The sequence below is a fragment of the Streptomyces sp. NPDC037401 genome (genome assembly GCF_055602345.1).
Window position 1 is genome coordinate 78,356 of the sequence record NZ_JBVJWO010000005.1, and the last position, 26,031, is coordinate 104,386.

Consider the following 26,031-nt stretch of genomic DNA (forward strand, 5'->3'; position numbering starts at 1 on the left):
AGACTTTGAGATTCTCAAAGGGCAAGTGTTAGCGTGTTAAACATGATGACCGCAGCCGCGCCCCTCCAGGCCATGAGCACTCTGCTCGTGGTGCGCCTGCACGTTGATCTCTGCCGCCGCGTGTCCGCGGCCTGCTGCTGTCGCTGAAGCCCGGAGCCCCCCAAGGACCCCGCAGGCCAAGCAGAAACGACTCAGCAGCGGTCCCGGCCGGCCCATTCCCGGCTGCCGCACCGCACCACCCGCAGCATCTCCCCCACCCCCGTGCGCCCCCAACCGGAGTGTGTCCGTGTCCGCGACCCCCAAGTCCGCAGCCCCCGAGGCGAAGCAGCCCGCGCCGGCTTCGTTCTCGTTCCCCTTCCCCTTCTGGGCCCAGATCGTCGCCGGTCTGGTCCTGGGCGTCCTGCTCGGCTGGCTCGCCCGCAGCCAGGACATCGGCTGGCTCTACACCACGCTGGAGAAGGTCGGTGACATCTTCGTCCAGCTGCTGAAGCTGGCCGTCGCGCCGCTCGTCTTCTTCGCGATCCTGGTGTCGATCACCAACCTCCGCAAGGTCAACAACGCCGCGCGGCTCGCCACCCGCACGCTCCTCTGGTTCATGATCACCTCGCTGATCGCGGTGGCCATCGGCCTCACGATCGGCCTGGTCACGAACCCGGGCGCGGGCACCGGCCTGACCCCGAAGGACGGCAAGACCCCGGAGAACACCGGCTCCTGGATCGACTTCCTGACCGGCATCGTCCCGTCGGACGTGATCACGCCGTTCACCGAGCTGAACGTCCTCCAGATCGTCTTCATGGCCGCCGTCGCCGGCATCGCCGCCCTGCAGCTGGGCGAGAAGGCCGCCCCCATCCTCACCTTCTCCGAGTCCGTGCTCGAACTCCTCCAGAAGGCCCTGTGGTGGGTCATCCGCCTCGCCCCCATCGGCACCGTCGGCCTCATCGGCTACGCGATCGCCGACTACGGCTGGGACCTGATCGGCAAGTACGCGACCTTCACCGCCGACGTCTACATCGGCTGCGCCCTGGTCCTCTTCGGCGTCTACCCGCTGCTTCTGGCCACCGTCGCCAAGGTCAACCCGCTCCAGTTCTTCAAGGGCGCCTGGCCCGCGATCCAGCTGGCCTTCGTCTCCCGCTCCTCGGTCGGCACGATGCCGGTCACCCAGAAGGTCACCGAGCGCCTCGGCGTCCCGAAGGAGTACACGAGCTTCGCGGTTCCGTTCGGCGCCACCACGAAGATGGACGGCTGCGCCGCGATCTACCCGGCGCTCGCCGCGATCTTCATCGCGCAGATCTTCGACGTCCCGCTGAACGTCGGCGACTACCTGCTCATCGCCTTCGTCTCGGTCGTCGGCTCCGCCGCCACGGCGGGCCTGACCGGCGCCACGGTCATGCTGACCCTGACCCTGTCCACCCTCGGCCTCCCGCTGGAGGGCGTCGGCCTGCTGCTGGCCATCGACCCGATCCTGGACATGATCCGCACCGCCACCAACGTGGCCGGCCAGGCCCTGGTCCCGGTCATCGTCGCGGCCCGCGAAGGCATCCTGGACAAGGAGGCCTACGCCTCCGCCTCGTCCTCCCCGATCGACGAGCGCGTGGTCCCGGCCACGGCCTGACCCGCCCGGGACCCCGGCCGCCGGCCCCCGGTCCCGCCCCGCTCACCGCAGCCCCCGCCCCCGTCCGGGCGGGGGCTGTGGTGTGTCCGGCGCGGGGAACGTGCGCGCACGGCTACCGGACGACGGGGCCCGCCCCGGCCCGCCAGTCCTCGATCCGCTTGCGGATGCCCGACACCATCGGCAGCCCGTCCACCTCGTCCGGCGTGAACCAGGCCACCTCGGAGGACTCCTCCGAGACCCGCACCGCGGTCCCGCCGGTCGGCCGCGCCGGCAGGCACACCGAGAACTCCTGCCGGACCTCGCCGTCGTCGTACGCGAACACGTGGCCGGGGTCGGTGTAGGTCCCGACGATCCCGGTCACCTCCACCGCCACGCCGGTCTCCTCCAAGGTCTCCCGTACCGCGCACTGCCCGATGGATTCACCCAACTCCATCACCCCGCCCGGCAGGGCCCACATGCCGTTGTCCACCCGCCGCTGCAGGAGGATCCGCCCCGCGCCGTCCACCACGACCGCCGACGCGGCGGGCACGAGGCTGTTCGCCTTCGGGGCGTGCGGATCGTTGTGGTAGTCACGCCTGGGCATCGCGGCCGGCCTCCTGGACATCGCGCCCGCGGCCCCACAACTCCTCGACGTGCTCTGCGAAGCGGTCTAACATCCCGTCGCTCCGGCTCCGCCGCAGGTGCATCATCGGCGAGTCGTGGCCGACCCTCCGGGCGAGATGCAGTGTCACGAGCATCTCGTTGTCGAAGCGGAAGGCGGACAGGCCGATGTGTCCGGTCTCGAAACGGGCTTGGACGTTCGGAGTGCCGTGCAGGTGTTGCAGTTCGTTCGAGGTCACGGCGATCCGCGTGGTCAACGTGAGCGGTACCTGCTCCTCCGCCTCGCGCGCCGCAGTGACCGGACCGTCCGGGTCGCCGACGAGGAACCGGACCCGGCACCCGGTCTGGGCCTTGCGGCGCAGCGCCCCTCTGAGGTTGGCGTGCTCAAGCCAGAGGAAGTAGTTGGTGTACCCGGCGAAGGTCAGCTCCCGCTGCGCCTTGGTGATGAGAGAGCGCCACAGGCTCGACGGCGCCGCCGACCGGTAGGGGAAGACCTGGAGGACCTCCCGGTCGGGACCTGCTCGGAGCGCCGAGCGGACGGCGTTGGGCCACGAGGTCTTCTCCTCCTCGCCTAATGCCTCGCAGGCAGCCCATCGGTGGCGGTTGTGCGGGATGCGATTCGGATCGGTGATCCATCGGCCCACCCTCTTCACGTCGACCCCACAGGCCTCCGCGAGCTGCTGTTCGGTCATCCTCGCACTCGCCAGTGCACGCCGGAGGGCATGGTTCGTGCTTCGCCTCCCAGGGACGTCAGGGACGAGACGCACCGTAGCTTCAGGACGTCCCAAACGTCCTGCGAACGCGGTGGGAACGCCCGGACGGGTGCCACATGACCGCCGTGTGCTGCCGCGCCCTGTCCTCTGCTGCCGGGAGGTCGTCCGATGAACGAAGTGGTCCACTGCCGGCGCCGCGAACCACGGTCCGCCCCCCGCGCCCGCGCCCGCGCCCGCGTGGAACGGCGCAAGGCGTTGGCCGACCGGGGGCTTTCGGCCTTGGAAGCCGATGCGCCGGTCGCGCTGTCCGGGCTGGTGACCAACGCGGTGCGCCATGCGTCCGGACCTGAAGACCCCGGCGGCTCGGTCACACGGACTTCCGGTGGATCACGACGGATTCGCTTCGGATCGTCTTTCGCGACGCTTCCCGGGAGCCCGGCTGACACCGCCGAGCGCAGCGCCGCCGGCCCCCCGCCCGGTCCCCCGGGTGGGGGCCGGGGTGTATGCGGAGTGTGGCGGTGTTGTGCAAGGGGTTCTCAGGGTGGGTTACCCGTGCGTAAATTACCGGCGGTAACTCACTCCGAGCCGAGGAGACGCCATGGCCGAACCGGTGATGAACGCGATCGGGGGGCGGGTGCGGGAGGTGTCCGTCGCACCACTGGCCCAGCCGGCGCACCACGGGTCACTCGGGGACATCCCCTTCACCAACGCCGAGGAGGCCCCCCGCGAGGTGGTGGTGTCCCGCAAGGCCGCGGGCGGCGGCTGGTACGACGTCACTGCCGCCGAGTTCGCCGCCGAGGTGCTCGCCGTCGCCAAGGGGCTGATCGCCGAAGGGCTCCAGTGGGGCGACCGCATCGCGATCATGGCCCGCACCACGTACGAGTGGACGCTGCTGGACTTCGCCGCCTGGGCCGCCGGACTGATCACCGTCCCCGTCTACCCCACCTCCTCCGCCCTCCAGGTCCGCTGGATCATCCAGGACTCGGGCGCCGTCGCCTGCGCCGTCGAGGACACCGCCCAGGCCAGGCTGGTCAGCGGGGAGCGCCCGCACCTGCCCGGCCTGCACCACCTGTGGGAGTTCGACACCGGGGCGATCGACCTGCTCAAGCGGGCCGGGGCGCACGTGCCGGACGCCGAGGTGCAGGCCCGGCGAGGGCTGACGTACCCGCAGTCCGCCGCGACCGTCGTCTACACCTCGGGCACGACCGGCCGCCCCAAGGGATGCGTGATCACCCACGCCAACTTCTTCGCCGAGGTGGACAATGCCATCGAGCTGCTGCACCCCGTCTTCAGGAGCGTGAGCACCGAGCCCGCCGCCACGCTGCTCTTCCTGCCCCTGTCGCACGTCTTCGGCCGGATGGTGGCCGTCGGCTGCATGCGCGCCCGCGTCCGCATCGGGCACGCCGAGAGCATCGCGACCGAGGACCTGCTCCGCGACCTCGCCGGCTTCCAGCCGACGTTCCTGCTGGCGATCCCGTACGTCCTGGAGAAGGTGTTCAACACCGGGCGGGCCACCGCCGAGCGGATGGGCCGGGCCTCCTCCTTCGACCGCGCCGCGCGGATCGCCCAGCGGTACGGCAAGGCCCGCGCGGCCGGGGAGAAGCCCGGCCTCGTGCTGCGTGCCGCCCACGCGCTGTACGACCCGCTGGTCTACCGCCGGATCCGGGCCGCCCTCGGCGGCAGGGTCCGGTACGTGATCAGCGGCGGCTCCCCGCTCGGGCACCGCCTCGCGGCCTTCTACGGCGGCGCCGGCATCGAGGTGTACGAGGGCTACGGGCTCACCGAGACCACCGGCGCCTCCACGGTCACCCCGCCCCTCGCGCCGCGCCTGGGCACCGTGGGCCGCCCGCTGCCCGGCACCGCCGTACGGATCGCCGACGACGGCGAGGTACTGCTGCGCGGACGGCACGTCTTCGCCGGCTACTGGGACTCCGCGCGCGGGGTCGTCGTCCCGGCCACGGGCGCCGGCGACTGGCTGCCCACCGGCGACATCGGGGAGCTCGACGCGGACGGGTACCTCACCATCACCGGCCGCAAGAAGGACATCCTGATCACCTCCGGCGGCAAGAACGTCGCCCCGGCCCCGCTGGAGGACTGGCTGCGCGCCCATCCCCTCGTCGACCAGTGCATCGTCCTCGGCGACAACCGGCCGTACATCACCGCACTGATCACCCTGGAGCCCGACGGCCTGGCGCACTGGCGCCGGATGCACCGCAAACAGGGCCTGCGCACCGCCGAACTGGCCACGGACGAGGAGCTGCTCGCCGAACTCCAGCGGGCCGTGGACGACGCGAACACCCTGGTGTCGCGGCCCGAGGCCATCCGTCGCTTCACCGTGCTGCCCGGCGGCTTCAGCGAGGCGAGCGGCCATCTCACGCCCTCCCTCAAGCTGCGCCGGGCCGCGATCCTGCGTGACTTCGCGAAGGAGATCGAGGAGCTGTACCGGCACTGACAGCGGCACTGACAGCGGCACTGGCACACCGGCGCTGACACCGGCGTTGACGACCGGTCCGAGATTTTTTGTCGGTCCCGGCCCATCCCGCGGCTTGAAGGTGGAAGGTCTTCACCGGAGCAGAAGCGGAGTGAGCGATGTACGACGACCGCACGGGTGCGGGGCGCAGCCGGTGCGCGCCCTGGGCGGGCCACGAGGTGGCGCGGGGGCCGCGCGAAGCGGCGGACGGGGAGCGGGACGTGCTGCCCCGCAGCTGCCTCGCCGTACCGGCCATCCGGTGGACGGAGCACGAGGCGGGCCGGCTCGACGCCCGCATCACGGACCTGCGCGAAGCACGCAGGCAGGACAGGGCCCGCGCGCTGCACCGGAGGGGGCAGCTGCTGCCCTCCTACCTGGCGGCCGAGTGGACGGACCAGCGGTGGCAGCGCTGGTGGAACGGCATGGACCGGGCCGACGAGGTGGTGGCCGGGCCCGGCGCCCAGGCGTTGGCCACCCGCGAACTGCTCCGCGAGTGGGTCGACGTGCTGTGGCAGGGTTCCGGTTCCGTGCACGTGCTCCAGTTCAAGCGGTTGGGGCGCACCGCGGCGCCGAAGCCCCGCGCGCTGCCCGAGGCCGTGGTCGAGTGGGCGCGGTGCGCCTACACCGCCGCGCGGTCCGCGCGGGACGCGGCGCTGCGCGGGGACCACGAGACCGTGGACGAGTTCTCCCGGACCTGGCTCGGGGTGAACGACGCCGCCGGGTGGCGGGACGGCGTGATCGAGGCGCTGCTGTCGGACGGGTGGGACCGGGGTCCGCTCAAGCCCGACCGGACCTTCGCGGACGAGATGCGGCTGCTGGCGCGGGCAGCCGTCGCCCGGTGGAAACCGCTCTGGGAGCGGATGACCGGCGGCCGGCACGTGCGGCTGCTCTCCGAGCCGCGCGTCCCCGGGTCCCCCGAGCGCGGGACGCTCGCCGACTCGCTCACCGTGCCCGGCCCCGAGGACACCGTGCTCGCCGGTCTGATCGGCGACCCCCGGCTGCTGTCGGTCCTGCGGCGGCTGGAGCGGGACGACCCGCTGGACCATGCGATCGTGCTCGCGTACGCGGCCGGCGGGCCCGGCCTGACCTGGGCGGACGCCGCGGCGCGGGCCGGGGCGCCCGAGGGCCGCGGCGAGCGGGTGCGGCGCAAGGCCAAGCGGCTGGCCGCGCTGGTCACCGAACGGCGGATCGCCGCGGCGGCCCTCCGATGACGGCCGACGGCCCGGCGCCCGACGGCAGCGGCGGGGGCCGCGGGTCCTTCTGGCGCTGGACCGAGCGGTGGCTGCCCCTGCTCGGGTTCCTCGTCAGCGTGGTCGGCGTGGTCGCGTCGTTCCGCTGACCGGGCGAGGGCCGGACAGGGCACTTATGGTGGTCCGGGGGCAGCCCGAGGCCCGAGGAGGGCGCCGTGCACCGGTCCCGTTCCCGTACCGCCGTCCTGTGCGCGGGCATCCTCGCGCTGGCCTCCCTCGGCGCAGCGCCCGCGCCCGGCCACGGCTCCGCGCCGTCGCCCGGCCCCGCCCCCGGTGACCAGAAGCTCGCCCGCTTCTACAGCCAGGACGTCCGCTGGGGTGCGTGCCCGTACGGCGGCCCCGGGTCCCTGCAGTGCGGCACCCTCACCGTCCCCCTCGACTACGCCGACCCCGCCAAGGGCACCACCGCGCTCGCCCTCGCCCGGATCCCGGCCACCGGCGGCAAGCGCCTGGGCTCCCTGGTGCTGAACTTCGGCGGCCCCGGTGCCTCCGGCATCGACACCCTCGCCGCCGGCGCGAAGGAGTTCGCCGACCTGGGCGAGGCGTACGACCTCGTGACCTTCGACCCGCGCGGCATCGGCGGCAGCGCCCCCGTCAGCTGCGGCGGCTCCCTGGCGCCCGACGCCGGCCCCGGCGCGGACGCGGCCGCCCAGCTCGCCGCCCTGCGCGCCGTGGTCGACCGCTGCGCCCGCAATTCCGGCCCGGTCCTGCCGTACATCGGCACGGTCAACGTCTCCCGGGACATGGACGTGCTGCGCCAGGCCCTCGGCGAGCGGAAGCTCAACTACCTCGGCTTCTCCTACGGGACCCGGCTCGGCGCCGTGTACGCGGCGCAGTTCCCGAAGCGCACCGGCCGGATGGTCCTCGACGGCGTGGACACCCTCACCGAACCGCTCGCCGAACAGGCCCTCGTGTCGGCCAGGGGCCAGCAGCAGGCCCTGGACAACTTCCTGGCCTGGTGCGCACACCAGGAGGACTGCGTCTACGGGACCAACACCCGCACCGCGAAGGAGCGCGTGGCCGCCCTGGTCACCCGGCTCGACGAGGAACCGCTGACCGGCCCCGAAGGCTCGTACTTCACGGGCGAGGACGTCGTCGACATCGTCGCCCAGGCCCTGTACAGCCGCCGGATGTGGCCGGGACTGGCGCGCGGGCTCGCGCGGGTGGAGCGGGACGGCGACCCGGTCGGGCTGCTGGAGCTCGGCGGCCCGCTCACCCCGTCCGAGGCCGACGACGACGAGGCCACCGGCCGCCCGGTACCGGCCGACAACGCGGCCGCGGCCCTGGCCGCCGTGAACTGCGCGGACGACCCGGACCGCGGCGCCGAACGCAAGGACCCCGAGGCAGTCGAGCGGGACATCGAGGGCTTGGAGGCCGAGTTCACGGCCGCATCGAGGATCTTCGGGCCGCGCCAGCTGGCGACCGTGCTCGCCTGCTACGGCCGCCCTCGGGGCACCGACTTCATCCGGAAGATCGACCGGCCCGGCGCCCCGCGGATGCTGCTCGTCGGCACGCGCGGCGACCCGGCCACCCCGTACCGCTGGACGGAGGAGACGGCCGCCCGCCTGGGCTCTGCGGTGGTGCTGGACTACAAGGGCGAGGGGCACGGCGCGTACCCGGCCTCGGCCTGCGTACGGGAACGGGTCGACGCCTTCCTCGTCGACGGCCGGCTCCCGGACGGCACGCGCTCCTGCCCCGCCGGGGAGTGACCCCGGTGGGACGGGAGGCGCGCCGAGGACCGCGCCGAAGATCCTGTCCTGCTCAGCAGTTGCCGTTCTCCGCGCGGCCCGCGAACCGGTCCGCGAGCCAGTTGCCCGCCGCCACGGACTCCGTGATCACACCGCTGACGTGCTCGCCGACCCAGATGGTCTCCCACTCGACCGCCGCGCCCCGCGCGCACCAGTCGCTGCGCAGCTGCCTGCCGACCGGGTAAGGGATCAGCTCGTCGCCCAGCGCGTGGTACTGGTACACGGGTGCGGCGGGCGCGGTGCGGCCGAGCCTCGACTGGTTCAGCCGGGCCTGCCAGTCGGCCCGTTCCAGCGGGTTCGAGGTGGTCAGGTCGGAGATCCGCTTGAACGAGCCGACCGTCGCGTCGATCGCGACGCAGTGCTCCTTGAAGAAGCCGACGAGCGCCTTCCCGGCCGGGTTGAGGTACGAGTCGAGGGCGAGCTCGGGGAAGGCCGCGTCCTGACCGGCCGCCGCCATGAAGATCAGGCCGGAGCCGTACGAGCCGTCGTTGAAGTCCGCGACCCGCATCAGGTCGGCCGGGACCCCGCCGGCCGCCGTGCCCTTCACCTTCAGCTCGGGCGCGTACGAGCCGTGCAGTTCGGCGGCCCAGCCCGCGGCCTGCCCGCCCTGCGAGTAGCCCATGATGCCGACCGGTCCGTCCGCGGACAGCCCGGTCGCGGGCAGCCGCTGCGCGGCGCGCGCCGCGTCGAGCACGGCGTGCCCGGCGGAGGGCCCGACGGTGTACGTGTGCACGCCGGGGGTGCCGAGGCCCTCGTAGTCGGTGACGACGACGGCCCAGCCGCGCAGGGTCAGCTGCTGGATGAGGTTGGCCTCCATGGCCGTGCCGTACGGGAGGTTGTTGCTCGGCGCGCAGGAGTCGCCCATGCCGACCGTGCCGACGGCGTAGGCGATCAGGGGGCGGGGGCCGGTGCGGCCGTCCTGGGGGACGATCACCGTGCCGGAGACGACGTTGGGCTGTCCGTCCGCCGCGGTCGACCGGTAGTGGATCTTCCAGGCCCGGGTGTTCGTCCACTGGCCGGGCAACGGGTGGAAGGCCGAGGGGGCGGTGGAGACCAGGTCGCCGGGGGACGCGGTGCCGGACGCGGTCGCCGTGCCGGCGGGCACGGCGGCCGCCAGGGCCAGAACGGCCGCGGCGGTGACGGCCCGGCCGCGGCGGGCGCTCCGGGGGGTGCCGGGGCGGATTCCGGGATCGGTGCCGGGACGGGTGCCGAGGTGGCTGCTGCGGATGCGCATGGGGCGGCTCTCCCAGGGGTTCCGGTGGGGGGAACAGGTGAGGAGACCGTAGTGACCGGCCGGTAGGAAGGTCGTTGACCGCACAGCTCAGCTTTGCTGGCCCCGGCTCGCACGCGGCAGGCAGCTCATCCGGTACACGCCGGGCGTCGTGCCCGTCCACCGCCGGAACGCCCGGTGGAAGGCCGTGTCCTCGGAGAAGCCGAGCCGCGCCGCCAGTTCTGCGATCGGCTCCCGGCTCTCCACCAGCCCCGCGATCGCCGCGTCCCGCCGCACGTGGTCCTTGAGCTGCTGGAAGGACGTCCCCTCCTCCTGGAGCCGCCGCCGCAGCGTCGCCGGGCTGACCGCGAGCCGGGCCGCGACCTCGCCGAGCGCCGGCAGCCGCGGAGAGACCTGCAACTGCCGTACCAGCGCCCGCCGCACCTGCTCCGCGACCGTCGTCCCGTACTCCGGGCGCGCGAGCAGGTCGAAGGGGGCGCGCCGCAGCATCGTCTCGAGCGCGGCCTCGTCCCGTACGAGCGGCGCCGCCAGCCAGCGCGCGTCGAAGGCGGCGCCGGTGCGCGGCTCCCCGAAGCGCACCGGGCAGTCGAAGAGCACCTCGTACTCGTTCTCGTGCGGGGGCGGCGGATAGGCGAAGGCCGCGTACGCCAGCGGGATCCGGCGCCCGACGAGCCAGCTGCACAGCCGGTGCCAGATGACGAGGACGCACTCGGTCAGGAAGCGCTCCTCGTCCCCGGCGAGTTCGCCGCGGACCGTGAACCGCGCCTGGCCGCCGGCCGTTTCGAGCGCGAGGTCGGGCCCGCCGGGGAAGAGGCGGTAGAAGGCCGTGCCGCGCTCGACGGCCGCCCCCAGGTCCCGGCAGCCCAGCGAGGCGTAGCACATCATCGCGAAGGTGCCCGGCCTGCTCGGCTCGCTGCTCAGCCCCAGGAACTCGTCCTGCGTGGCCCGGTACAGCCCCCGGAACAGCCGGGCGAACTGCGCGGCCGTCACCCGGGCCCGGTCGTCCCCGAGGAGCAGAGGCGGGATCTGCGCCTCCTGGAGCATCGGCACGACGTCGAGCCCGCTGCGGCGCGCGCCCGCCAGCACGGCGCGCACATGGTGCACGGTGATCGTCCGCCTTCCCATGGGACCGACGGTAGCCCCAATGAGCGCTGGGGTCAGCGGGGGTGACGCTTCCGGTCATGACGCGCGGGCGCGGCGGCTGCCTAGCGTCGGTACGCACGCACCGGACGCACGCACCGATCCCCGGGAGGGCAAGCGATGAATGTACGGCCTCGGACCCTGGCGGTGTTCACCGCATGGGCGGCCCAGCGGTACGGCCCGGAGACCGCCCTGCGGTTCCGGTGCGCGGACGCCTGGCAGACCCGCACCTACGCCGAACTGCACGACAGCGCACGGGCGGTGGGCCGCGCCCTGCTCGGCCTGGGGGTCGCTGCGGGGGAGCGGGTCGCGGTGCTGGCGGAGACCCGGCCGGAGTGGACGTACGCGCACTTCGGGGTGGTCGCGGCGGGTGCGGTGCTGGTGCCCGTCTACCCGACGGCCGGGGAGGAGGAGGTGGCCTGGGTGCTGGGCGACTCCGAGGCGGTGGTGGCGGTCTGCGACGACGCGGCGCAGGCGGAGCGGGTCGAGCGGTTGCGGGGGCGGCTTCCGAAGCTGCGCCGGGTGGTGCTGCTGGACGAGGTGGGGAGCCTGCCGGGGGCGCCGCCGGAAGCGCTCGCGGCCCGGGCGGAGGCGGTCCTGCCGGGTGCGGACGCCTCGATCGTCTACACCTCGGGGACGACCGGTATGCCCAAGGGGTGCCGGCTCACCCACGGCAACCTGGGCGCGGTCCAGGACGCGACGCTTCCGCTCGTCAGGGGCGGGCCGGGCGACTCGACGTACCTGTACCTGCCGCTGGCCCACCTGCTCGCCCAGCTGATCGAGTTCACGACCCTGCTGGAGGGCGGGGAGCTGTGCTACTTCGGCGGCCGGATCGAGGACGTGGTGGCGGAGCTGGCCGAGGCCCGGCCCACCCATCTGCCTTCCGTACCGCGGCTGTTCGAGAAGGTGCACGAGATGGTCCGCTCGCTCGCGGAGTCGCAGGAGGGCGGCCGCGAGCGGTTCGAGGAGGCGGTGCGGCTCGGGATCCTGGCCGCGGAGGGCCGGCTGCCGGCATCCTCGCGCGCCGCCTGGGAGGCCGCGGAGCAGAGCCTGTACGGGCCGGTCCGCGGTGCTTTCGGGGGCCGGCTGCGGTGGGCACTGACGGGCGGTGCCCCGATCGCCCCGGCCACCCTCGGCTTCCTGCGGGCCTGCGGCATCGCGGTGTTCGAGGGGTACGGCATGACCGAGTCGGGCGGGGTGATCAGCCTCAACCATCCGGCCGCGGTCCGGTACGGCTCGGTGGGCCGCCCGGTCCCGGGCTGCGAGGTGCGGATCGCCGAGGACGGGGAGGTGCTGGCGCGCGGCCCGATGGTCTTCCCCGGCTACCACGCGAACGACGCCGCATCAGCGGAGGCGCTCGCGGCCGGCGGCTGGCTGCGCACCGGAGACCTGGGCGCCCTCGACGCGGACGGCTACCTGCACATCACCGGCCGCAAGAAGGAACTGATCATCACGTCGGCGGGCAAGAACCTCAGCCCGTCCGAGACCGAGTTCGCGCTCCAGCGCTCCCGCTGGGTCTCCCGGGCCGTCATGATCGGCGACCGCCGCCCGCACCCCGTCGCCCTGATCACCCTGGACGCCGGGGAGGTCGCGGGCTGGGCCGCCCGCGAGGGCGTGGATCCGGGGCCCTCCCCGGAGTGCCACCCGCGGGTGCGGGCGCTGATCGGGGCGGCGGTGGAGGAGGCGAACGGGACCTTGTCCCGGCCTGCCCGGATACGTGCCTTCCGTATCCTGCCCGGCGACTTCACGGCACCCTGACCCCGACGCTGAAGCTGCGCCGCTCGGTGGTGGCCGAGCGGTACGCGGCGCAGATCGAGGAACTGTATGCCGGTCCGTCAGCCGCGGCCTCCCCGGAGGTGTGACCGGAATCATGTATTCCATTCGGAACTTAAGATTCCCGTTCTGTGATCTTGATCCCCTTTGGGCTTTTTGATCTCGATTACGTTCGCTCTCGCGCCGCGTTCTGCGGTGCGTCGGCAAACGCAGGAACAAGAGACCGGGGAAGCATGGAGATACACGTACCCGCTCCGGAGGAGCGTGGACGGCCCTGGACCGGGAGGAGCCTGCGGCACATCGCAGGCGGACTCGTCCTGGCCCTGGGCGTCACGCTGCTGGACGGCACCAGCGCCGCGATGGCGGCAGAGTCCAAGGCCGTGGCGGCCGCGGCCGCCAAGGCGGAGAAGACGAGCGTCACCTCGGCGGCGGACATCCCGTCCGCGCGGGTGGCTGCGCGACTGTCGGGCAAGCGGGTCGAGGCGCTGTCGGAGCGTACGGAGACCTCGACGACGTGGGTGAACAAGGACGGTTCGCTCACCTCCGAGATAGCCGCCGGTCCGATCCGCTTCCGCGACCCGGCCACGGGTGAGTGGCGGGGCGTCGACGTCGGCCTGGCCACTGCCGCCAACGGCACCGTGTACGCCAAGTCCCACCCGCAGGGCCTGAGGCTGGCGGGCAAGACCGGCGCGAAGGCCGCTTCGCTGAAGGCGGCGCAGGCCGCCCCGGCCACCGACCTGGTGACGCTGGGCAGCGGTGAGGACGCCATCACGCTCCAGTGGCGCGGCGGCCTGCCGGCGCCCGAGGTCGACGGCACGCGTGCGACGTACGTGAACGCGGTTCCGGGTGCCGACGTGGTCGTCGAGGCCACCCGTACCGGGTTCGAGCAGTTCGTCGAGGTCAAGGCGCGGCCCGCCGAGGGCTTCTCGTACACGCTGCCGCTGAAGACCAAGGGTCTGAAGGTTCAGCCCCAGGCCGACGGCAGCGTCCTCTTCACCGACAAGAAGTCGAAGAAGACCGCGACCATGCCCGCGCCCGTGATGTGGGACGCGACGGTCGACAAGGTCTCCGGCGAGCACACCCGCCGGGCCAAGGTCGCCATGAAGGTCGTCAAGACCAAGGGCGGCGTGGACCTGGTCATCACCCCGGACGCGAAGTTCCTCGCCGACCCTGCGACGAAGTACCCGGTCACCGTCGACCCGTCGACCTCGACGCTGGGGAACCTCTTCGACACCTACGTCCAGCAGGGCGAGACCGTCGACTGGTCCAACGACACCGAGCTCGACCTCGGCAACCCGGGCACCAAGAACGCCGACGGCACCTGGCGCACGGCCCGTTCCTTCATCACCTGGAACACCGCGCCGGTCGCCGACGCGCTGATCTCCAGCGCGACGCTCTCGCTGTGGAACTTCCACTCGGGCAACACCGACTGCTCGGCCCAGCCGTGGGAGGCGTGGACGGCCAACAACGCCTCCACATCCTCGCGCTGGACGAACCAGCCCTCGATGGTCACCAAGATGGCCACCTCCACGGAGACCAAGGGCAACACGGCCTGCACCGCCGACGGCTGGATCAACGCCAACGTCACGAACCTGGTGCAGCACTGGTCCAACAACAAGTGGGCGCACTCGGGCATGGGCCTGCGCGCCACGGACGAGCTGGACGTCAAGGAGTGGAAGCGGGTCAACTCCGCCAACGCCGCCTCGAACCCGCCCAAGCTCACGGTGACGTACAACTACCGCCCGCGGACGGGTACGAAGCAGGAGGCCGGCGCCCCCTTCTTCTCCTACGGCGGCGCCTACGTCGTCAACACGGTGACCCCGACCCTGCGCGACACGTTCGTCGATGTGAACGGCGACAAGGTCCAGGGCGCGTTCCAGATCTTCGACAACGCCACGAACGCGCAGGTCGGTGACGTGCTGCGGTCGGCGTTCGTGCCCTCCGGCCAGCCGGCCCCGGTGACCGTTCCGGCGGGTGTGCTGACCAACGGCAAGACGTACCGCTTCCGTACGTCCCCGTACGACGGCACCCACTACAACCTGGGCTGGTCGGCCGAGAAGACCTTCACGGTCGACACCTCCGCCCCCTCCGCCCCCACCGGCATCACGTCGACGGACTATCCGTCCGCCTCGTGGGTCAAGGGCGCGGGCCAGGCGGGCGTCTTCAACGTGACCCCGCCGGCCGCCGACCACAACTGGCTCGAGTGGTCCCTCGACGGCGTGACCTGGACCAAGGTGGCCACGGGCGGCGCCGCGGGCGCGAAGGCGATCTCCATCGCCCCGCCCAAGGACGGCACCCACACCCTCCAGGTCCGCGCGGTCGACAAGGCGGACAACAAGTCCGAGGCGATCGAGTACACCTTCCACGCCGGCCCCGGCGGCTTCCTCCAGCCCGCGAGCGGCGAGCGCACCGCCCGCCGCCTGCCGCTGGTCGCGGAGGCGGACGGCGCCAAGTTCAACAGCGTCTCCTTCTCCTGGCGTCGTTCCGAGGCCGACCCCTGGGTGGCCATCCCGGCCGGTGACGTCACCGCCGGCGGCACCCCGCTCACCGCGTGGCCCGTCCCGATGACCGGCGGCCAGAACACGCCGCTGGTCTGGAACACCACCGACACCGTCAACCCCGACGGCACGGTCCAGATCAAGGCCGACTTCACCGGCCCGAACCTCGCCACCGGCGCTACCCAGCCCCTCACCGTCATCGTCGACCGCAACGCCTCCGGCGCCGCGACCGACGAGGTCGGCCCGGGTTCCCTGAACCTGCTCACCGGCGACTTCGGCCTGTCGGCCACCGACATGTCGGCCTTCGGCCTGTCCGTCACCCGTGCAGCGTCCTCGCGCGACCCCCTGAAGGCGAGCAAGCAGGCCGGCCAGGCCGCGATCTTCGGCAAGGAGTGGGTCTCCGGCACAGCGGCCGAAGCCACCGATTCCGAGTACGCGCACCTGCGCAAGACCTCCGACACGGCCGTCGCCGTCGTCGACTCCGAGGGCAACGAGCTGCACTTCACCGCCAACGCGGCGAAGACCGCCTGGATCCCCGAGCCCGGCGCGCAGGACCTCATCCTGACCGGCAGCGTGACCTCGTCGTTCACGCTCTCCGACTCCGAGGGCACGGTCACCACCTTCACGAAGGCCGACGCGGCAGCCACCACCTGGCAGGTCTCGTCCACCCTGCTGGACGGTCTGGCCAACTCGGCCGTCACGGTGGTCTCCGAGACCGTGACCGCGGGCACCGAGAAGCTGTCCCGCCCCAAGCGGGTCATCGCCCCCACCTCCGCCGCCAGCGCCGCCGCCTGCACCGCGGACCCCGCGACCAAGGGCTGCCGCGCGCTGGAGTTCGTCTACGGCACCGCGACCACGGCGACCGACGCGGTCTTCGGCGACGTGGACGGCCAGGTGAAGGAGATCCGGCTGTGGTCCACCGAGCCCGGTGCCGCCGCGGCCACCTTCAAGTCCGTGCAGAAGTACCTGTACGACGGCTCCAGCCGCCTGCGTGAGGCCTGGAGCCCGCTCATCAGCCCCGCGCTGAAGACCGCCTACGACTACGACACGGCGGGCCGGGTCACCGGCCTGACCCCGCCGGGCGAGCTGCCCTGGTCGTTCACGTACGGCCAGGCGGGCAACGCCGCCACCGCCGGTCCGGGCATGCTGCTCAAGGTGTCCCGCTCCGGTCTGCAGCAGGGCACCAAGGACGTGGAGCAGGGCACCGCGTCCAGCTCGGTCGTCTACGACGTCCCGCTGACCGGCGCCAACGCGCCGTACGCCATGGGCGCGGCCGACGTGAAGGCCTGGGGCCAGACGGACGCCCCGACCGACGCGACCGCCGTCTTCCCGGCCGACTCCGTCCCCTCCTCCCACACCGGTGACGCGCTCACCGGCAGTGCGTACACCCGGGCCGACATCACGTACCTGGGTGTCTCCGGGCGGTCGGTCAACAGCGCGAACCCGGGCGGGCACATCTCCACCACGGAGTACGACCGCTTCGGCAACACCGTCCGCGAGCTGTCGGCCGCCAACCGCGGCGTCGCCCTCGGCATCACCGCCGCCGACCGCGCCACGCAGGCCGACCTGGGCATCGCCCAGCTCGCCGGCGCCGACCGGGCGGACCTCCTGGACACCCGTTCCGTCTACGACGAGAAGGGCACCCGGGAACTGGAGGAGTTCGGCCCGCTGCGGCGGATCGACCTGACGGCCGACCTCAAGTCCGGCTCCACCGTGCTCGTTCCGGTCGGCAGCTCCGTCACCGCCCGGACCTGGACGGTCAACGAGTACGACGCGGGCCGTCCCACCGACGGCACCGCCAAGGTCAAGGACCAGGTCACCAAGACCACCACCGGTGCGCAGGTGCGCGAGCACCCGACCGTCCTCGGCGAGGGCCGCACCACGCAGACGGTCTTCGACTGGGCCAAGGGCGTGCCCACCCAGGCGGTCAAGGACCCGGGCGGTCTCGCGATCACCACGACGACCGAGTACGACGCGCAGGGCCGCATCACCAAGCAGCTGCTGCCCGGTGCGACCGGCACGGACGCGGGCACCCGCGTGACCACGTACTGGTCGGCGACCGGCACCGGCACCTGCCAGGGCCGTCCCGAGTGGGCCGACCTGGTGTGCTCCACCGGCCCGGCGGGTGCGGTCACCGGTGGCGGGTCCAACCCGTCGCAGCTGCCGACCACCACCACCGAGTACGACTGGTGGGGCAACAACGCCAAGCTCGTCGACACGGCCAACGGCGTCACCCGCACCACCACGACCACCTACGACGCGGCCGGCCGCAGCACCAAGGTGGTCATCTCCGGCGGTACCGGCCAGGCCGTGCCCGAGGCGACCACCGAGTACGACCCCGCCACCGGCAAGGCCGTGAAGGCCGTCTCGCCGACCGGCGGCACCATCACCAAGGCGTTCGACAAGCTCGGCCGCCAGACCTCCTACACCGACGCCGACGGCGGTGTCACGACCACCGAGTACGACCTGCTCGACCGCCCGGTCAAGACCACCGACAGCGCGCCGTCCACGCTGACGTTCACGTACGACCACGCGGTCGAACCGCGCGGCCTGGCCACGAAGACCACCGACTCCGTCGCCGGTGCCTTCCAGCCCACCTACGACGCCGACGGCTCGGTCAGCTCCGAGAAGCTGCCCGGCGGTTACACCGTCACCGTCGACGAGGACACCACCGGCGCGGCTCTGAAGCGGACCTACACCCGCGACAGCGACGGCGCCACGGTCTACTCCGACAGTGTCGCCGAGTCGATCCACGGCCAGGTCACCACGCACGCCGGCTGGTCCGGCCAGGACTACGGCTACGACGCCACCGGCCGCCTCACGGCGGTCGAGGACATCGCGGACACCGTCTGCACCAAGCGGACGTACACGTTCGACGGCCGTGCCAACCGCAAGACCCTGACCAGCGCCGCCGGCACCCCCGGCGCCGACTGCCCCACCACCGGAGGCACCACCACCACCCACACGTACGACAGCGGTGACCGCCTGGTCGACGCCGGCTACACGTACGACGCGTTCGGCCGCACCACCGCGCTGCCGGGCAGCACGCTGTCGTACTACGCCAACGACCTGGCGTACCAGCAGACCGCGGGCGGCAAGCGCCAGACCTGGCAGCTCGACGCCGCGCTGCGCTTCCGCTCCTGGAAGACCGAGACCGGCAGCGGCTCCACCTGGACCCAGACCGGCTCCAAGCTCAACCACTACGACAGCGACGAGGACAACCCGCGCTGGATCGTCGAGGACACCGCCACCGGTGCGCTGACCCGCAACATCGAGTCCGCCTCCGGCGACCTGGCCGCCACCACCAGCAAGACCGGCGACACGGTCCTCCAGCTCACCACCATCCACGGTGACGTCGCGCTCCAGCTCCCGCTGGACGTCTCCAAGCCGCCGGTGGCGCTGGACGCCGACGAGTACGGCAACCCGCGCGCCGGACAGGCCGCCACCCGCTACAACTGGCTCGGCGCCAAGCAGCGCTCCACCGAGACCCTCACCGGCCTCACCCTCATGGGCGTCCGCCTCTACAACCCGGCCACCGGCAGGTTCCTGTCGCTGGACCCGGTGTACGGCGGCGGCGACAACGCGTACGGCTACCCCGCCGACCCGGTCAACGTGTACGACCTGGACGGCAGGTTCTGGGGCAAGGTCTGGAAGTGGACCAAGCGCAACAAGTGGAACATCGCGCTCACCGCGGTGGGCTTCGTCCCCGGTCTCGGCGCCGCGGCCTGGGCCTACCGGGCCTACCGGATCGTGCGCGTCGCGCGCGCCGCGAAGGGCATGGACGGCGGCATGCGCGCCAGCCGTGCCACCTCGTGGCTGGCCGGACGCATGTGGGTCGGCCGCGGTTCGAGGACCTTCGGCACCAAGGCCGGTGGCCGTGGCCGGATCTCCAAGAACGGCATGCGCCAGTGGCGGGCCGCCGAGCGCAAGTCGGACGGCCACCGCAAGTCCAACTACCAATGGCGGACAAAGAAGGGCAAGTGGAAGAATAACTACCACGTGTACCACAGCAGTCGCCGCTGGTTCTGGTGACCGGCTCCCTGAGGAAGGCATGCGCATGAGCAAGGAATACGCGGACCTGGACGGCATCCTGGGCATCGGCCAGGACGCCGGGGGGCGCCCGTTCTACGTGCGCATCGCCGCGGACGAACTCACCTACGGCCGAGGAGGGGAGACCGGGGACTACATCCAGGTCTACCTCTTCCAGACGGAGGCGCCCGGACGTCCGGCGGACGCGAACGACATGTTCGAGACCGACGAACTGGACGAACTGGCGGCCGAGCTCCGCAGCGGAGTGCTCGACTGGTACGGCGAGCGGCTGGAGTTCCGCCCGCCCACGCCGGAGGAGCGCGACCTGATCCGCGCGGCGACCGGCTGGAACTAGCGACCGGTCAACGCGCGCAGTGGCCCCGGCACCCGATGCCGGGGCCACTGCCGTGTGCGCGTCACCGGCGCGGCCGCCGTGGGGTGCGTATCGGGTCTATTGCATCAAATCGGGCGGGGGCTACGGTTCTTGCCCGTTCGGACGTTGACCTCGCGGTCGAACAACGCATCAGATAGGGAGGGGGGACGGCGAGTCGCCGTCGAATACCTGATAGACAGTGGATATTCACGGCACGACCGGCCTGGTCCGTCTTGGGGGGCGACACCCCCGCACTTCGTCCGGGGGGACCCCACCACAGTGAAGCCTCTTCACCGTCACCTCGTCAGTACATCCCGCAAGGTGCTGTGCACCGCCGCGCTCGCGGCCAGCCTGACGACCGCCGCCGTCGTGGGCAACACGCCCACCGCCGACGCGGGCGAGTCCGAACCGACCGGCGACAGCCCCCAGGCCCAGGACCGCGGCAACGCCCGCCTCGAGCTGCCGGACCTGGTGGCCGACCCGCCGCCGGCCCAGGGTGCGCCCGAGGGGTCCACGGGCATACCCGGAACCGCCCTCGACGCGTACAGGCGCGCCTCGACCTCGGTCGCCGCGGCCCTGCCCGGCTGCCACCTGCCCTGGGAGCTGCTGGCCGGCATCGGCCGCGTGGAGTCGGTGCACGCCTCCGGCTACGGGCTCAAGACGGACGGCTCCACGGAGAAGCCGATCCGCGGCCCGCGCCTCGACGGCAACGGCTTCGCGAAGATCGTCGACACCGACAAGGGCCAGTGGGACTCCGACAAGGAGTACGACCGGGCCATCGGCCCGATGCAGTTCATCCCGTCCACCTGGGCGACGTGGGGCGCCGACGGCAACGGCGACAACGAACGCAACCCGAACAACATCTACGACGCCGCGCTGGGCGCCGGCCTGTACCTGTGCGCGGGCGACCGCGACCTGACGTCCGCGGCGGACCTGGACAAGGCCGTCCTCAGCTACAACAACTCGCGCGAGTACGTGAACACCGTGCTCGGCTGGATGCGGCAGTACCAGAAGGGCGGGGCCGCGGTCCCCAACCCGCCGGCCGTGCCCAACCCGGTCCCGCAGCCGCCCACCATCGTTCCCACCCCGCCGGTGGTCCCGACCCCGCCGCCGTCGACCCGGCCCACCCCGCCCCCGGTCCGGCCCACCCCGCCGGTCCCGCCGGTCAAGCCGACCCCGCCGCCCGCGACCGTCTCCGGTCTGGAGCGGCTGGGCGAGCAGACGCTCACGGCCGAGGCGGGCTCGGCGTTCGCCGTGGCCCCCCAGGCGAAGGCCAAGCTGAGCAACGGCAAGCCCGCCGTCCGCGAGGTCGTCGTCTTCGAGATCGAGGGCGACACCTCCGGCACCCTGTTCGCGGCCACCGGCAAGAACCACGCGGTGGTACGGACCGACGCCTCGGGCATCGCGACCGCCCCGGCGCTCAAGGCGGGCGAGAAGGCCGGCGCCAAGACCGGCTCCTTCACCCTCCGCGCCACCCTGTACGGCACCCGCGAGTTCACCGTGAAGTTCACGGGCGTCGTGACCCCGAAGCCCGTGCCCAAGGCGGACTCGCTGCTGCGCATCGGGGACAAGGCGCTCGAGGCGGTCGCCGGCGGCAGCTTCGCCGAGCCGCTGGAACTGCTCGCGAAGGCCAAGGGCAAGCCGGTGGCGGGCACCGTCGTCACGGCCGCCATGGTCAAGAAGGAGATCAAGGACGGCAAGGCCGCCTGGGTCCCGGCCGAGACCGGTCCGTACTTCATGGACAAGGACGGCAAGGCGATCCGCACGCTGGCCCTGGCCCCGTCCGGCGCCGACGGCAAGATCGTCCTCCCGGAGGTCTTCACCGCCGACCTCCCCGGCACCTACACCCTGCGCCTGACCACCCCGGAGGGCCTGGAGCTGATCGTCGACCTCGTGGTCAAGGAGCAGCCGGTCCTGGAGCCGTCCGAGGTCCCGTCCCCGCCGGCCACCGAGGCCGCCAAGCCGTAAGGGCCGTCCGCGCCCGACCGCTGCACCCGTCCGCCCCGTCCGTGGTCCGCCCCGGCCGGGGCGGACTGCTGTGCGGTGACCGGCCGGCGGGTCGGCAGGGGGTCGGCGGGCGGCCGGCGGGCGGTCGACAAGTGAACGCGCGGAGGCGTGCGCGGCGCACAAAAGGCAGGAGCCCCGCCCCCGCTTGCGCGCGGGACAGGGCTCCTTGGGTACTGCACTTGAAGTACTACTACGCTCCGACCGCGATCCGGCCGGCCCTGGCAACTTAGGCCGGGGTGACGTTCTCCGCCTGCGGACCCTTCGGGCCCTGCGTGACGTCGAAGTTCACCAGCTGGTTCTCCTCGAGGGAGCGGAAGCCAGACGCGTTGATCGCGGAGTAGTGAACGAAGACATCCGGGCCGCCGCCGTCCTGGGCGATGAAGCCGAAGCCCTTTTCAGCGTTGAACCACTTCACGGTTCCGGTAGCCATAAGCCCTCCTTGGGCCAAAGGGTTGCCCTGCTCCAGAACCTGCTAAGAAGTCTGAAAACTACAAAAGCCTGCGGGTTACATGCTCCGCAGGCTCTGTACTGCAAGGGAAACCAAACTGCAACTTGCGTCGAGCCTAGCACGCAGAGTGCATGCGAGACCAGAGGGAAAGATCACGTCACCCGGACGTTTGAGACCCTCGGCGAGGCTGACGGCGACACGGCAGCTAGTCTCGCGATGTGGACGCCAATCGCAGCCGGCCCCGTGTCGGCCACATTCAGTTCCTGAACTGCCTGCCGCTCTACTGGGGCCTGGCCCGGACCGGCACGCTGCTGGACCTGGAGCTGACCAAGGACACCCCGGAGAAGCTCAGCGAGCGGCTCGTCTCGGGGGAACTGGACATGGGTCCCATCACCCTCGTGGAGTTCCTCAGGAACGCCGATCAGCTGGTGGCCTTCCCCGACCTCGCGGTCGGCTGCGACGGCCCGGTCATGTCCTGCGTGATCGTCTCGCAGCTCCCGCTGGACCGGCTCGACGGGGCCCGGGTGGCGCTCGGCTCGACCTCCCGCACGTCCGTACGGCTCGCCCAGCTGCTGCTCGCCGAGCAGTACGGCGTCCGCCCCGACTACTACACCTGCCCGCCCGACCTCGGGCTGATGATGCAGGAGGCGGAGGCGGCCGTACTGATCGGGGACGCCGCGCTGCGGGCCTCGCTGCACGACGCTCCCCGCCTCGGCCTCACCGTCCATGACCTGGGGCTCATGTGGAAGGAGTGGACCGGGCTGCCGTTCGTCTTCGCCGTCTGGGCCGCCCGCAAGGACTACCTCCGGCGGGAGCCGCTCGTGGTCGAGAAGGTCCACGAGGCCTTCCTCGCCTCCCGTGACCTGTCCCTGGAGGAGGTGGCCAAGGTGGCCGAGCAGGCCGCCCGCTGGGAGTCCTTCGACGCCGAGCTGCTGGAGCGCTACTTCCGCACCCTCGACTTCCGCTTCGGGCCGGAGCAGCTGGCGGGCGTCCGGGAGTTCGCCCGCCGGATCGGACCGACGACCGGCTTCCCGTCGGACGTCACGGTCGAGCTGCTGGGCCGGTAGCCTCCGGCGGCCCCTCCGGCAGGCCTTCGGGCGTGCCCTCCGGAGCTCCTTCCGGGATCGGTGCCCGGAGCTGCTCGCTGATCCACTGCATGCTGCCCTCTTCCATGCCGCGGATGTACGTCTTCGCGTTGTGCGTCCCGCCCTCGACTACCTGGAGGCGGGTGTTCACGGGACCTTTGCCGAAATTACCGATGAAATTCCGGAGATTCGCCATCCCGCTTTCCTTGCTGCCGATCTGGAAGGCGAGATAGACGTCCGGACCGCCGCGGGCGATCAGGGCGGCCGCGAGCTTCTCCGGATTGTTTGCCTGGCGCTGCGGCTCGTGCCCCTTCCACAGCGGGGAGTCGGGCACGGTGTCCGGCCCGGAGGCGATCACCGCCTTGAATTTGCCGGGGTGTTGGAGCACGGTCTTCAGCCCCGCGAATCCGCCCGAGGACGAGCCCATGAAGGCCCACCCGTCGCGGGAGCGGAAGGTGCGGAAATTGGCCCGGGCGAAGTTCGGCACGTCCTCGGCGAGCCAGGTGCCCATCCGCGGCTGCCCGGGGATGTCGCTTCCGTCGTAGTAGTACTTCTTGTCCGGGTTCAGTACCGGCATCACCACCAGGAAGGGCAGGCTCTTCCCCTCCTGCGACCACCGGGTGATGCTGCTCTGGAGCTTCAGCCCGGCGCCGATCCAGTAGTTCACCGGATAGCCGCGCCCGCCGGGCAGGGCGATCAGCACCGGGAAGCCGCTCTTCGCGTACCGCGGCTCGAAGTACTGCCGGGGCGCCCACACCCAGACCTTGCCGGTGAACCCCGATGCGCGGCCCTTGAGCGTCGTCACGGCGACGGCCGTGCCGTCCTCCAGCGTGCTCTCCTCCGTGAAGCGGGCCCGCGGGCCCGTCGGCAGCTGCGTCAGCCGCTCGGCCTCGGACTGCTCGGAGGCGCTCGGATCCGCCCGGTTCGAGGACGTGTGCGATCCGGTGCCGGGCGGGGTGTCCTCCAGGGTGCTCGCGGCGGCGTTCGGCGCATCGAAGGAGACCGGGTCCCCCTCGCCGGAGCAGCCGGTCAGCAGGCCGGCGAGGAGCGCGAGGAGCGCGGGGAGGGAGAGTACGGAGGGGCTGACGGGCAGCAGGGCCCTGCGGGCCGACGGGGTGGTGCTGTGGTTCATGCCGATCACCGTTGCACGGATCCGGCTGTTCCGCGCCACGAGCCCGGCTAGGGTGCGACTGCACCGTCTCAGGGGGCACGGAAAAGGGGGCGCCATGCAGCCGCTCGAAGCGGGGGATCCGCAGACCATCGGCGCGTACCGGCTGCTCGGGCGGCTCGGCGCGGGCGGCATGGGCGCGGTGTACCTGGGACGCAGTGCGGGCGGCCGGACCGTGGCCGTGAAGATCGTGCACCCGCACTTCGCCCGCGACGAGGAGTTCCGGGCGCGGTTCCGGCGCGAGGTGGCGGCGGCCCGCCGGGTCGGCGGCGGCTGGACGGCCCCGGTCCTGGACGCGGACCCGGAGGCCGCCGTGCCGTGGGTGGCCACCGGCTACGTCGCCGGCGCCCCGCTGGACCGGGCCGTGGCGGCGCACGGACCCCTGCCGGAGTCCTCCGCGCGCGCGATCGGCGCCGGGCTGGCCGAGGCGCTCGTCGCCGTGCACGCGCTGGGCCTGGTCCACCGGGACGTGAAGCCCTCGAACGTCATGATCACGCTGGACGGGCCGCGGCTGATCGACTTCGGGATCGCGCGGGCCACCGACGGCACGGCCTCGCTGACCTCGACCGGGGTCTCGGTCGGCTCGCCCGGGTACATGGCCCCCGAGCAGATCCTCGGCAAGGGCGCCGGCGCGGCCGCCGACGTGTTCTCGCTGGGCGCCGTCCTCGTCTTCGCCGCGACCGGCGAGCCGCCGTTCACCGGGGACAACTCCGCCACCCTCCTCTACAAGGTGGTCCACGAGGAGCCGGAGCTCGGCGGCCGGCTGACCGGGGAGCTGCGCGCGCTGGTCCTGGCCTGCCTGGCCAAGAACCCCTCGGCCCGCCCCGCCCCCGGCGAGGTGGCGGCGGCCCTGGCCCCGGCGGGCGCGGCCGCGCTGGTCGAGCCGGGCTGGCTGCCCGCGCCGCTGGTGGCGGACGTGTCGCGGGCGGCGGTACGCCTGCTCGACCTGGAGCCCGACCGGGCGCCTGCAGCGGGCGTATCGGGACCCGTACCGTTCACCACCCCCTCGCACGGCGGCCCGGCCGGGGCCTTCGGGCCGCCGGACCCGTCGTACGGGCCCCCGGCCGGGACGGCCTCGGCGGGGATGCCGGTGCCCGGGGTGCCGGGGCCGCGGGACGCCGCCCAGGGCCGTACGGCGGGCCCGGCGGCCGGCGCCGCGGACGGGACCGGCGGCACGGGCCGCACCGGAATCAGCCTCACCGCCACCGCGGGCCGGCGCGTCAGCTGCACCGTCGCCCTCGCGGTGGCCGGGGCGCTGGCGGCGGTGACCGCGGGCGGGTTCATCGCCTTCGACCTGTTCCCCGGCGGCAAGAAGGCACCGGCCCAGGCGTCGGGCGACCGGGACCCCACGACACCGCCCCCGGCCGCCACGGAGCCCACGGGATCGGCCGAGCCCACGGACGGCGTCCCGCGGGGCACCCGGCAGGACGTGCCGCGGGCCTTCGTCGGCACCTGGAAGGGCACCATCACCACCCAGCGGCTGAACGTCTCCAGCCAGATGGAGATCACGGTCAAGGCCGGCCGGGTCGGGGCGAACGTGGCCCGCGACCGCAGCGTCCTCGACATCCTCAACGCCGACTGCAGCAGCGACTGGAAGCTGGTCTCGGCGACCGACACGGTCCTCGTCCTGGACAACACCCGGGCCACCAACCCGCATCCGGGAGTCTGCTCCGACGGCAGCAGGACGGAGCGGCTCACGCTCAAGACCGACGGCACCCTGCACTACGAGTCGAGCGACGCGCCGGCCGGGAACCCGACCGGCGACCTGACCCGCAGCTGACACGCATCCGACCGGCACCCGACCCGCCGTCGCCGGCGGCCCCGCCCCGGGCGGGCCAGCCCCTGAACCGGGCCCGGAACCGCTGGCGTAGGCTGGATCGGTCCGA

17 protein-coding genes are annotated in these 26,031 nt (G+C 72.5%); 11 read left to right on the forward strand and 6 right to left on the reverse strand.

Features of this window, described 5'->3' with window-relative positions:
- Positions 1-286 precede the first annotated feature (286 nt).
- The gene (locus ACZ7H1_RS06035) at positions 287-1,612 is read left to right on the forward strand and encodes a dicarboxylate/amino acid:cation symporter (RefSeq protein ID WP_470784148.1); all 1,326 of its coding nucleotides are present in this window, start codon (positions 287-289) and stop codon (positions 1,610-1,612) included.
- A 112-nt stretch (positions 1,613-1,724) separates the two neighbouring features.
- Here the strand turns inward: ACZ7H1_RS06035 and ACZ7H1_RS06040 are convergent, their stop codons facing one another.
- Positions 1,725-2,195, reverse strand: coding sequence for an NUDIX domain-containing protein (locus tag ACZ7H1_RS06040; protein ID WP_470784149.1), 471 nt, complete (start codon positions 2,193-2,195; stop codon positions 1,725-1,727).
- Positions 2,182-2,904 (reverse strand): phospholipase D-like domain-containing protein, encoded by a 723-nt coding sequence (locus tag ACZ7H1_RS06045; RefSeq protein ID WP_470784151.1) that lies wholly within the window; start codon positions 2,902-2,904, stop codon positions 2,182-2,184. The genes ACZ7H1_RS06040 and ACZ7H1_RS06045 overlap by 14 nt, the downstream gene beginning before the upstream one ends.
- Before the next feature lie 619 nt (positions 2,905-3,523).
- Here ACZ7H1_RS06045 and ACZ7H1_RS06050 point away from each other — a divergent pair.
- From ACZ7H1_RS06050 to ACZ7H1_RS06065, 4 genes are all read left to right on the forward strand, one after another.
- On the forward strand, positions 3,524-5,377 hold the full coding sequence (locus ACZ7H1_RS06050) for an AMP-dependent synthetase/ligase (protein ID WP_470784152.1): 1,854 nt from the start codon (positions 3,524-3,526) through the stop codon (positions 5,375-5,377).
- A gap of 137 nt (positions 5,378-5,514) precedes the next feature.
- Positions 5,515-6,606, forward strand: a complete 1,092-nt coding sequence (locus ACZ7H1_RS06055) for a hypothetical protein (RefSeq protein WP_470784154.1) — start codon at positions 5,515-5,517, stop codon at positions 6,604-6,606.
- A complete protein-coding gene (locus ACZ7H1_RS06060; RefSeq protein WP_470784155.1) occupies positions 6,603-6,734 on the forward strand; it encodes a hypothetical protein in 132 nt (43 codons plus the stop codon). Before ACZ7H1_RS06055 ends, ACZ7H1_RS06060 begins: the two co-directional genes overlap by 4 nt.
- Before the next feature lie 66 nt (positions 6,735-6,800).
- Positions 6,801-8,354: an alpha/beta hydrolase gene (locus ACZ7H1_RS06065; RefSeq protein WP_470784157.1), complete on the forward strand. Its 1,554-nt coding sequence runs from the start codon at positions 6,801-6,803 to the stop codon at positions 8,352-8,354.
- A 52-nt stretch (positions 8,355-8,406) separates the two neighbouring features.
- On the opposite strand, the gene ACZ7H1_RS06070 is transcribed toward ACZ7H1_RS06065, so the two are convergent.
- Both ACZ7H1_RS06070 and ACZ7H1_RS06075 read right to left on the reverse strand, forming a co-directional pair.
- Positions 8,407-9,627 carry a lipase family protein gene (locus ACZ7H1_RS06070; RefSeq protein WP_470784158.1) on the reverse strand — a complete coding sequence of 407 codons (1,221 nt, stop codon included), beginning with the start codon at positions 9,625-9,627 and terminating at the stop codon, positions 8,407-8,409.
- A gap of 87 nt (positions 9,628-9,714) precedes the next feature.
- Positions 9,715-10,749 carry an AraC family transcriptional regulator gene (locus tag ACZ7H1_RS06075; RefSeq protein WP_470784160.1) on the reverse strand — a complete coding sequence of 345 codons (1,035 nt, stop codon included), beginning with the start codon at positions 10,747-10,749 and terminating at the stop codon, positions 9,715-9,717.
- Between the two features lie 135 nt (positions 10,750-10,884).
- On the opposite strand from ACZ7H1_RS06075, the gene ACZ7H1_RS06080 reads away from it, so the two are divergent.
- The 4 genes from ACZ7H1_RS06080 (at position 10,885) to ACZ7H1_RS06095 (ending at position 21,405) form a co-directional block, all read left to right on the forward strand.
- On the forward strand, positions 10,885-12,522 hold the full coding sequence (locus ACZ7H1_RS06080) for an AMP-dependent synthetase/ligase (protein ID WP_470784162.1): 1,638 nt from the start codon (positions 10,885-10,887) through the stop codon (positions 12,520-12,522).
- A 374-nt stretch (positions 12,523-12,896) separates the two neighbouring features.
- The gene (locus ACZ7H1_RS06085) at positions 12,897-19,067 is read left to right on the forward strand and encodes a DNRLRE domain-containing protein (protein WP_470784437.1); all 6,171 of its coding nucleotides are present in this window, start codon (positions 12,897-12,899) and stop codon (positions 19,065-19,067) included.
- 25 nt (positions 19,068-19,092) lie between these two features.
- Positions 19,093-19,419 (forward strand): hypothetical protein, encoded by a 327-nt coding sequence (locus ACZ7H1_RS06090; protein WP_470784163.1) that lies wholly within the window; start codon positions 19,093-19,095, stop codon positions 19,417-19,419.
- Positions 19,420-19,758: 339 nt separating this feature from the next.
- On the forward strand, positions 19,759-21,405 hold the full coding sequence (locus tag ACZ7H1_RS06095; protein ID WP_470784165.1) for a lytic transglycosylase domain-containing protein: 1,647 nt from the start codon (positions 19,759-19,761) through the stop codon (positions 21,403-21,405).
- Positions 21,406-21,670: 265 nt separating this feature from the next.
- Here the strand turns inward: ACZ7H1_RS06095 and ACZ7H1_RS06100 are convergent, their stop codons facing one another.
- Positions 21,671-21,874 (reverse strand): cold-shock protein, encoded by a 204-nt coding sequence (locus ACZ7H1_RS06100; RefSeq protein ID WP_008738468.1) that lies wholly within the window; start codon positions 21,872-21,874, stop codon positions 21,671-21,673.
- A 236-nt stretch (positions 21,875-22,110) separates the two neighbouring features.
- On the opposite strand from ACZ7H1_RS06100, the gene ACZ7H1_RS06105 reads away from it, so the two are divergent.
- A complete protein-coding gene (locus tag ACZ7H1_RS06105) occupies positions 22,111-22,959 on the forward strand; it encodes a menaquinone biosynthetic enzyme MqnA/MqnD family protein (RefSeq protein WP_470784166.1) in 849 nt (282 codons plus the stop codon).
- Here ACZ7H1_RS06105 and ACZ7H1_RS06110 read toward each other — a convergent pair.
- Complete coding sequence (locus ACZ7H1_RS06110) at positions 22,934-24,109, reverse strand: alpha/beta hydrolase (RefSeq protein WP_470784168.1); 1,176 nt, start codon at positions 24,107-24,109, stop codon at positions 22,934-22,936. The two genes, ACZ7H1_RS06105 and ACZ7H1_RS06110, sit on opposite strands and share 26 nt — an antisense overlap.
- Before the next feature lie 94 nt (positions 24,110-24,203).
- On the opposite strand from ACZ7H1_RS06110, the gene ACZ7H1_RS06115 reads away from it, so the two are divergent.
- Positions 24,204-25,925 (forward strand): serine/threonine-protein kinase, encoded by a 1,722-nt coding sequence (locus ACZ7H1_RS06115; RefSeq protein WP_470784170.1) that lies wholly within the window; start codon positions 24,204-24,206, stop codon positions 25,923-25,925.
- Positions 25,926-26,031 lie beyond the last annotated feature (106 nt).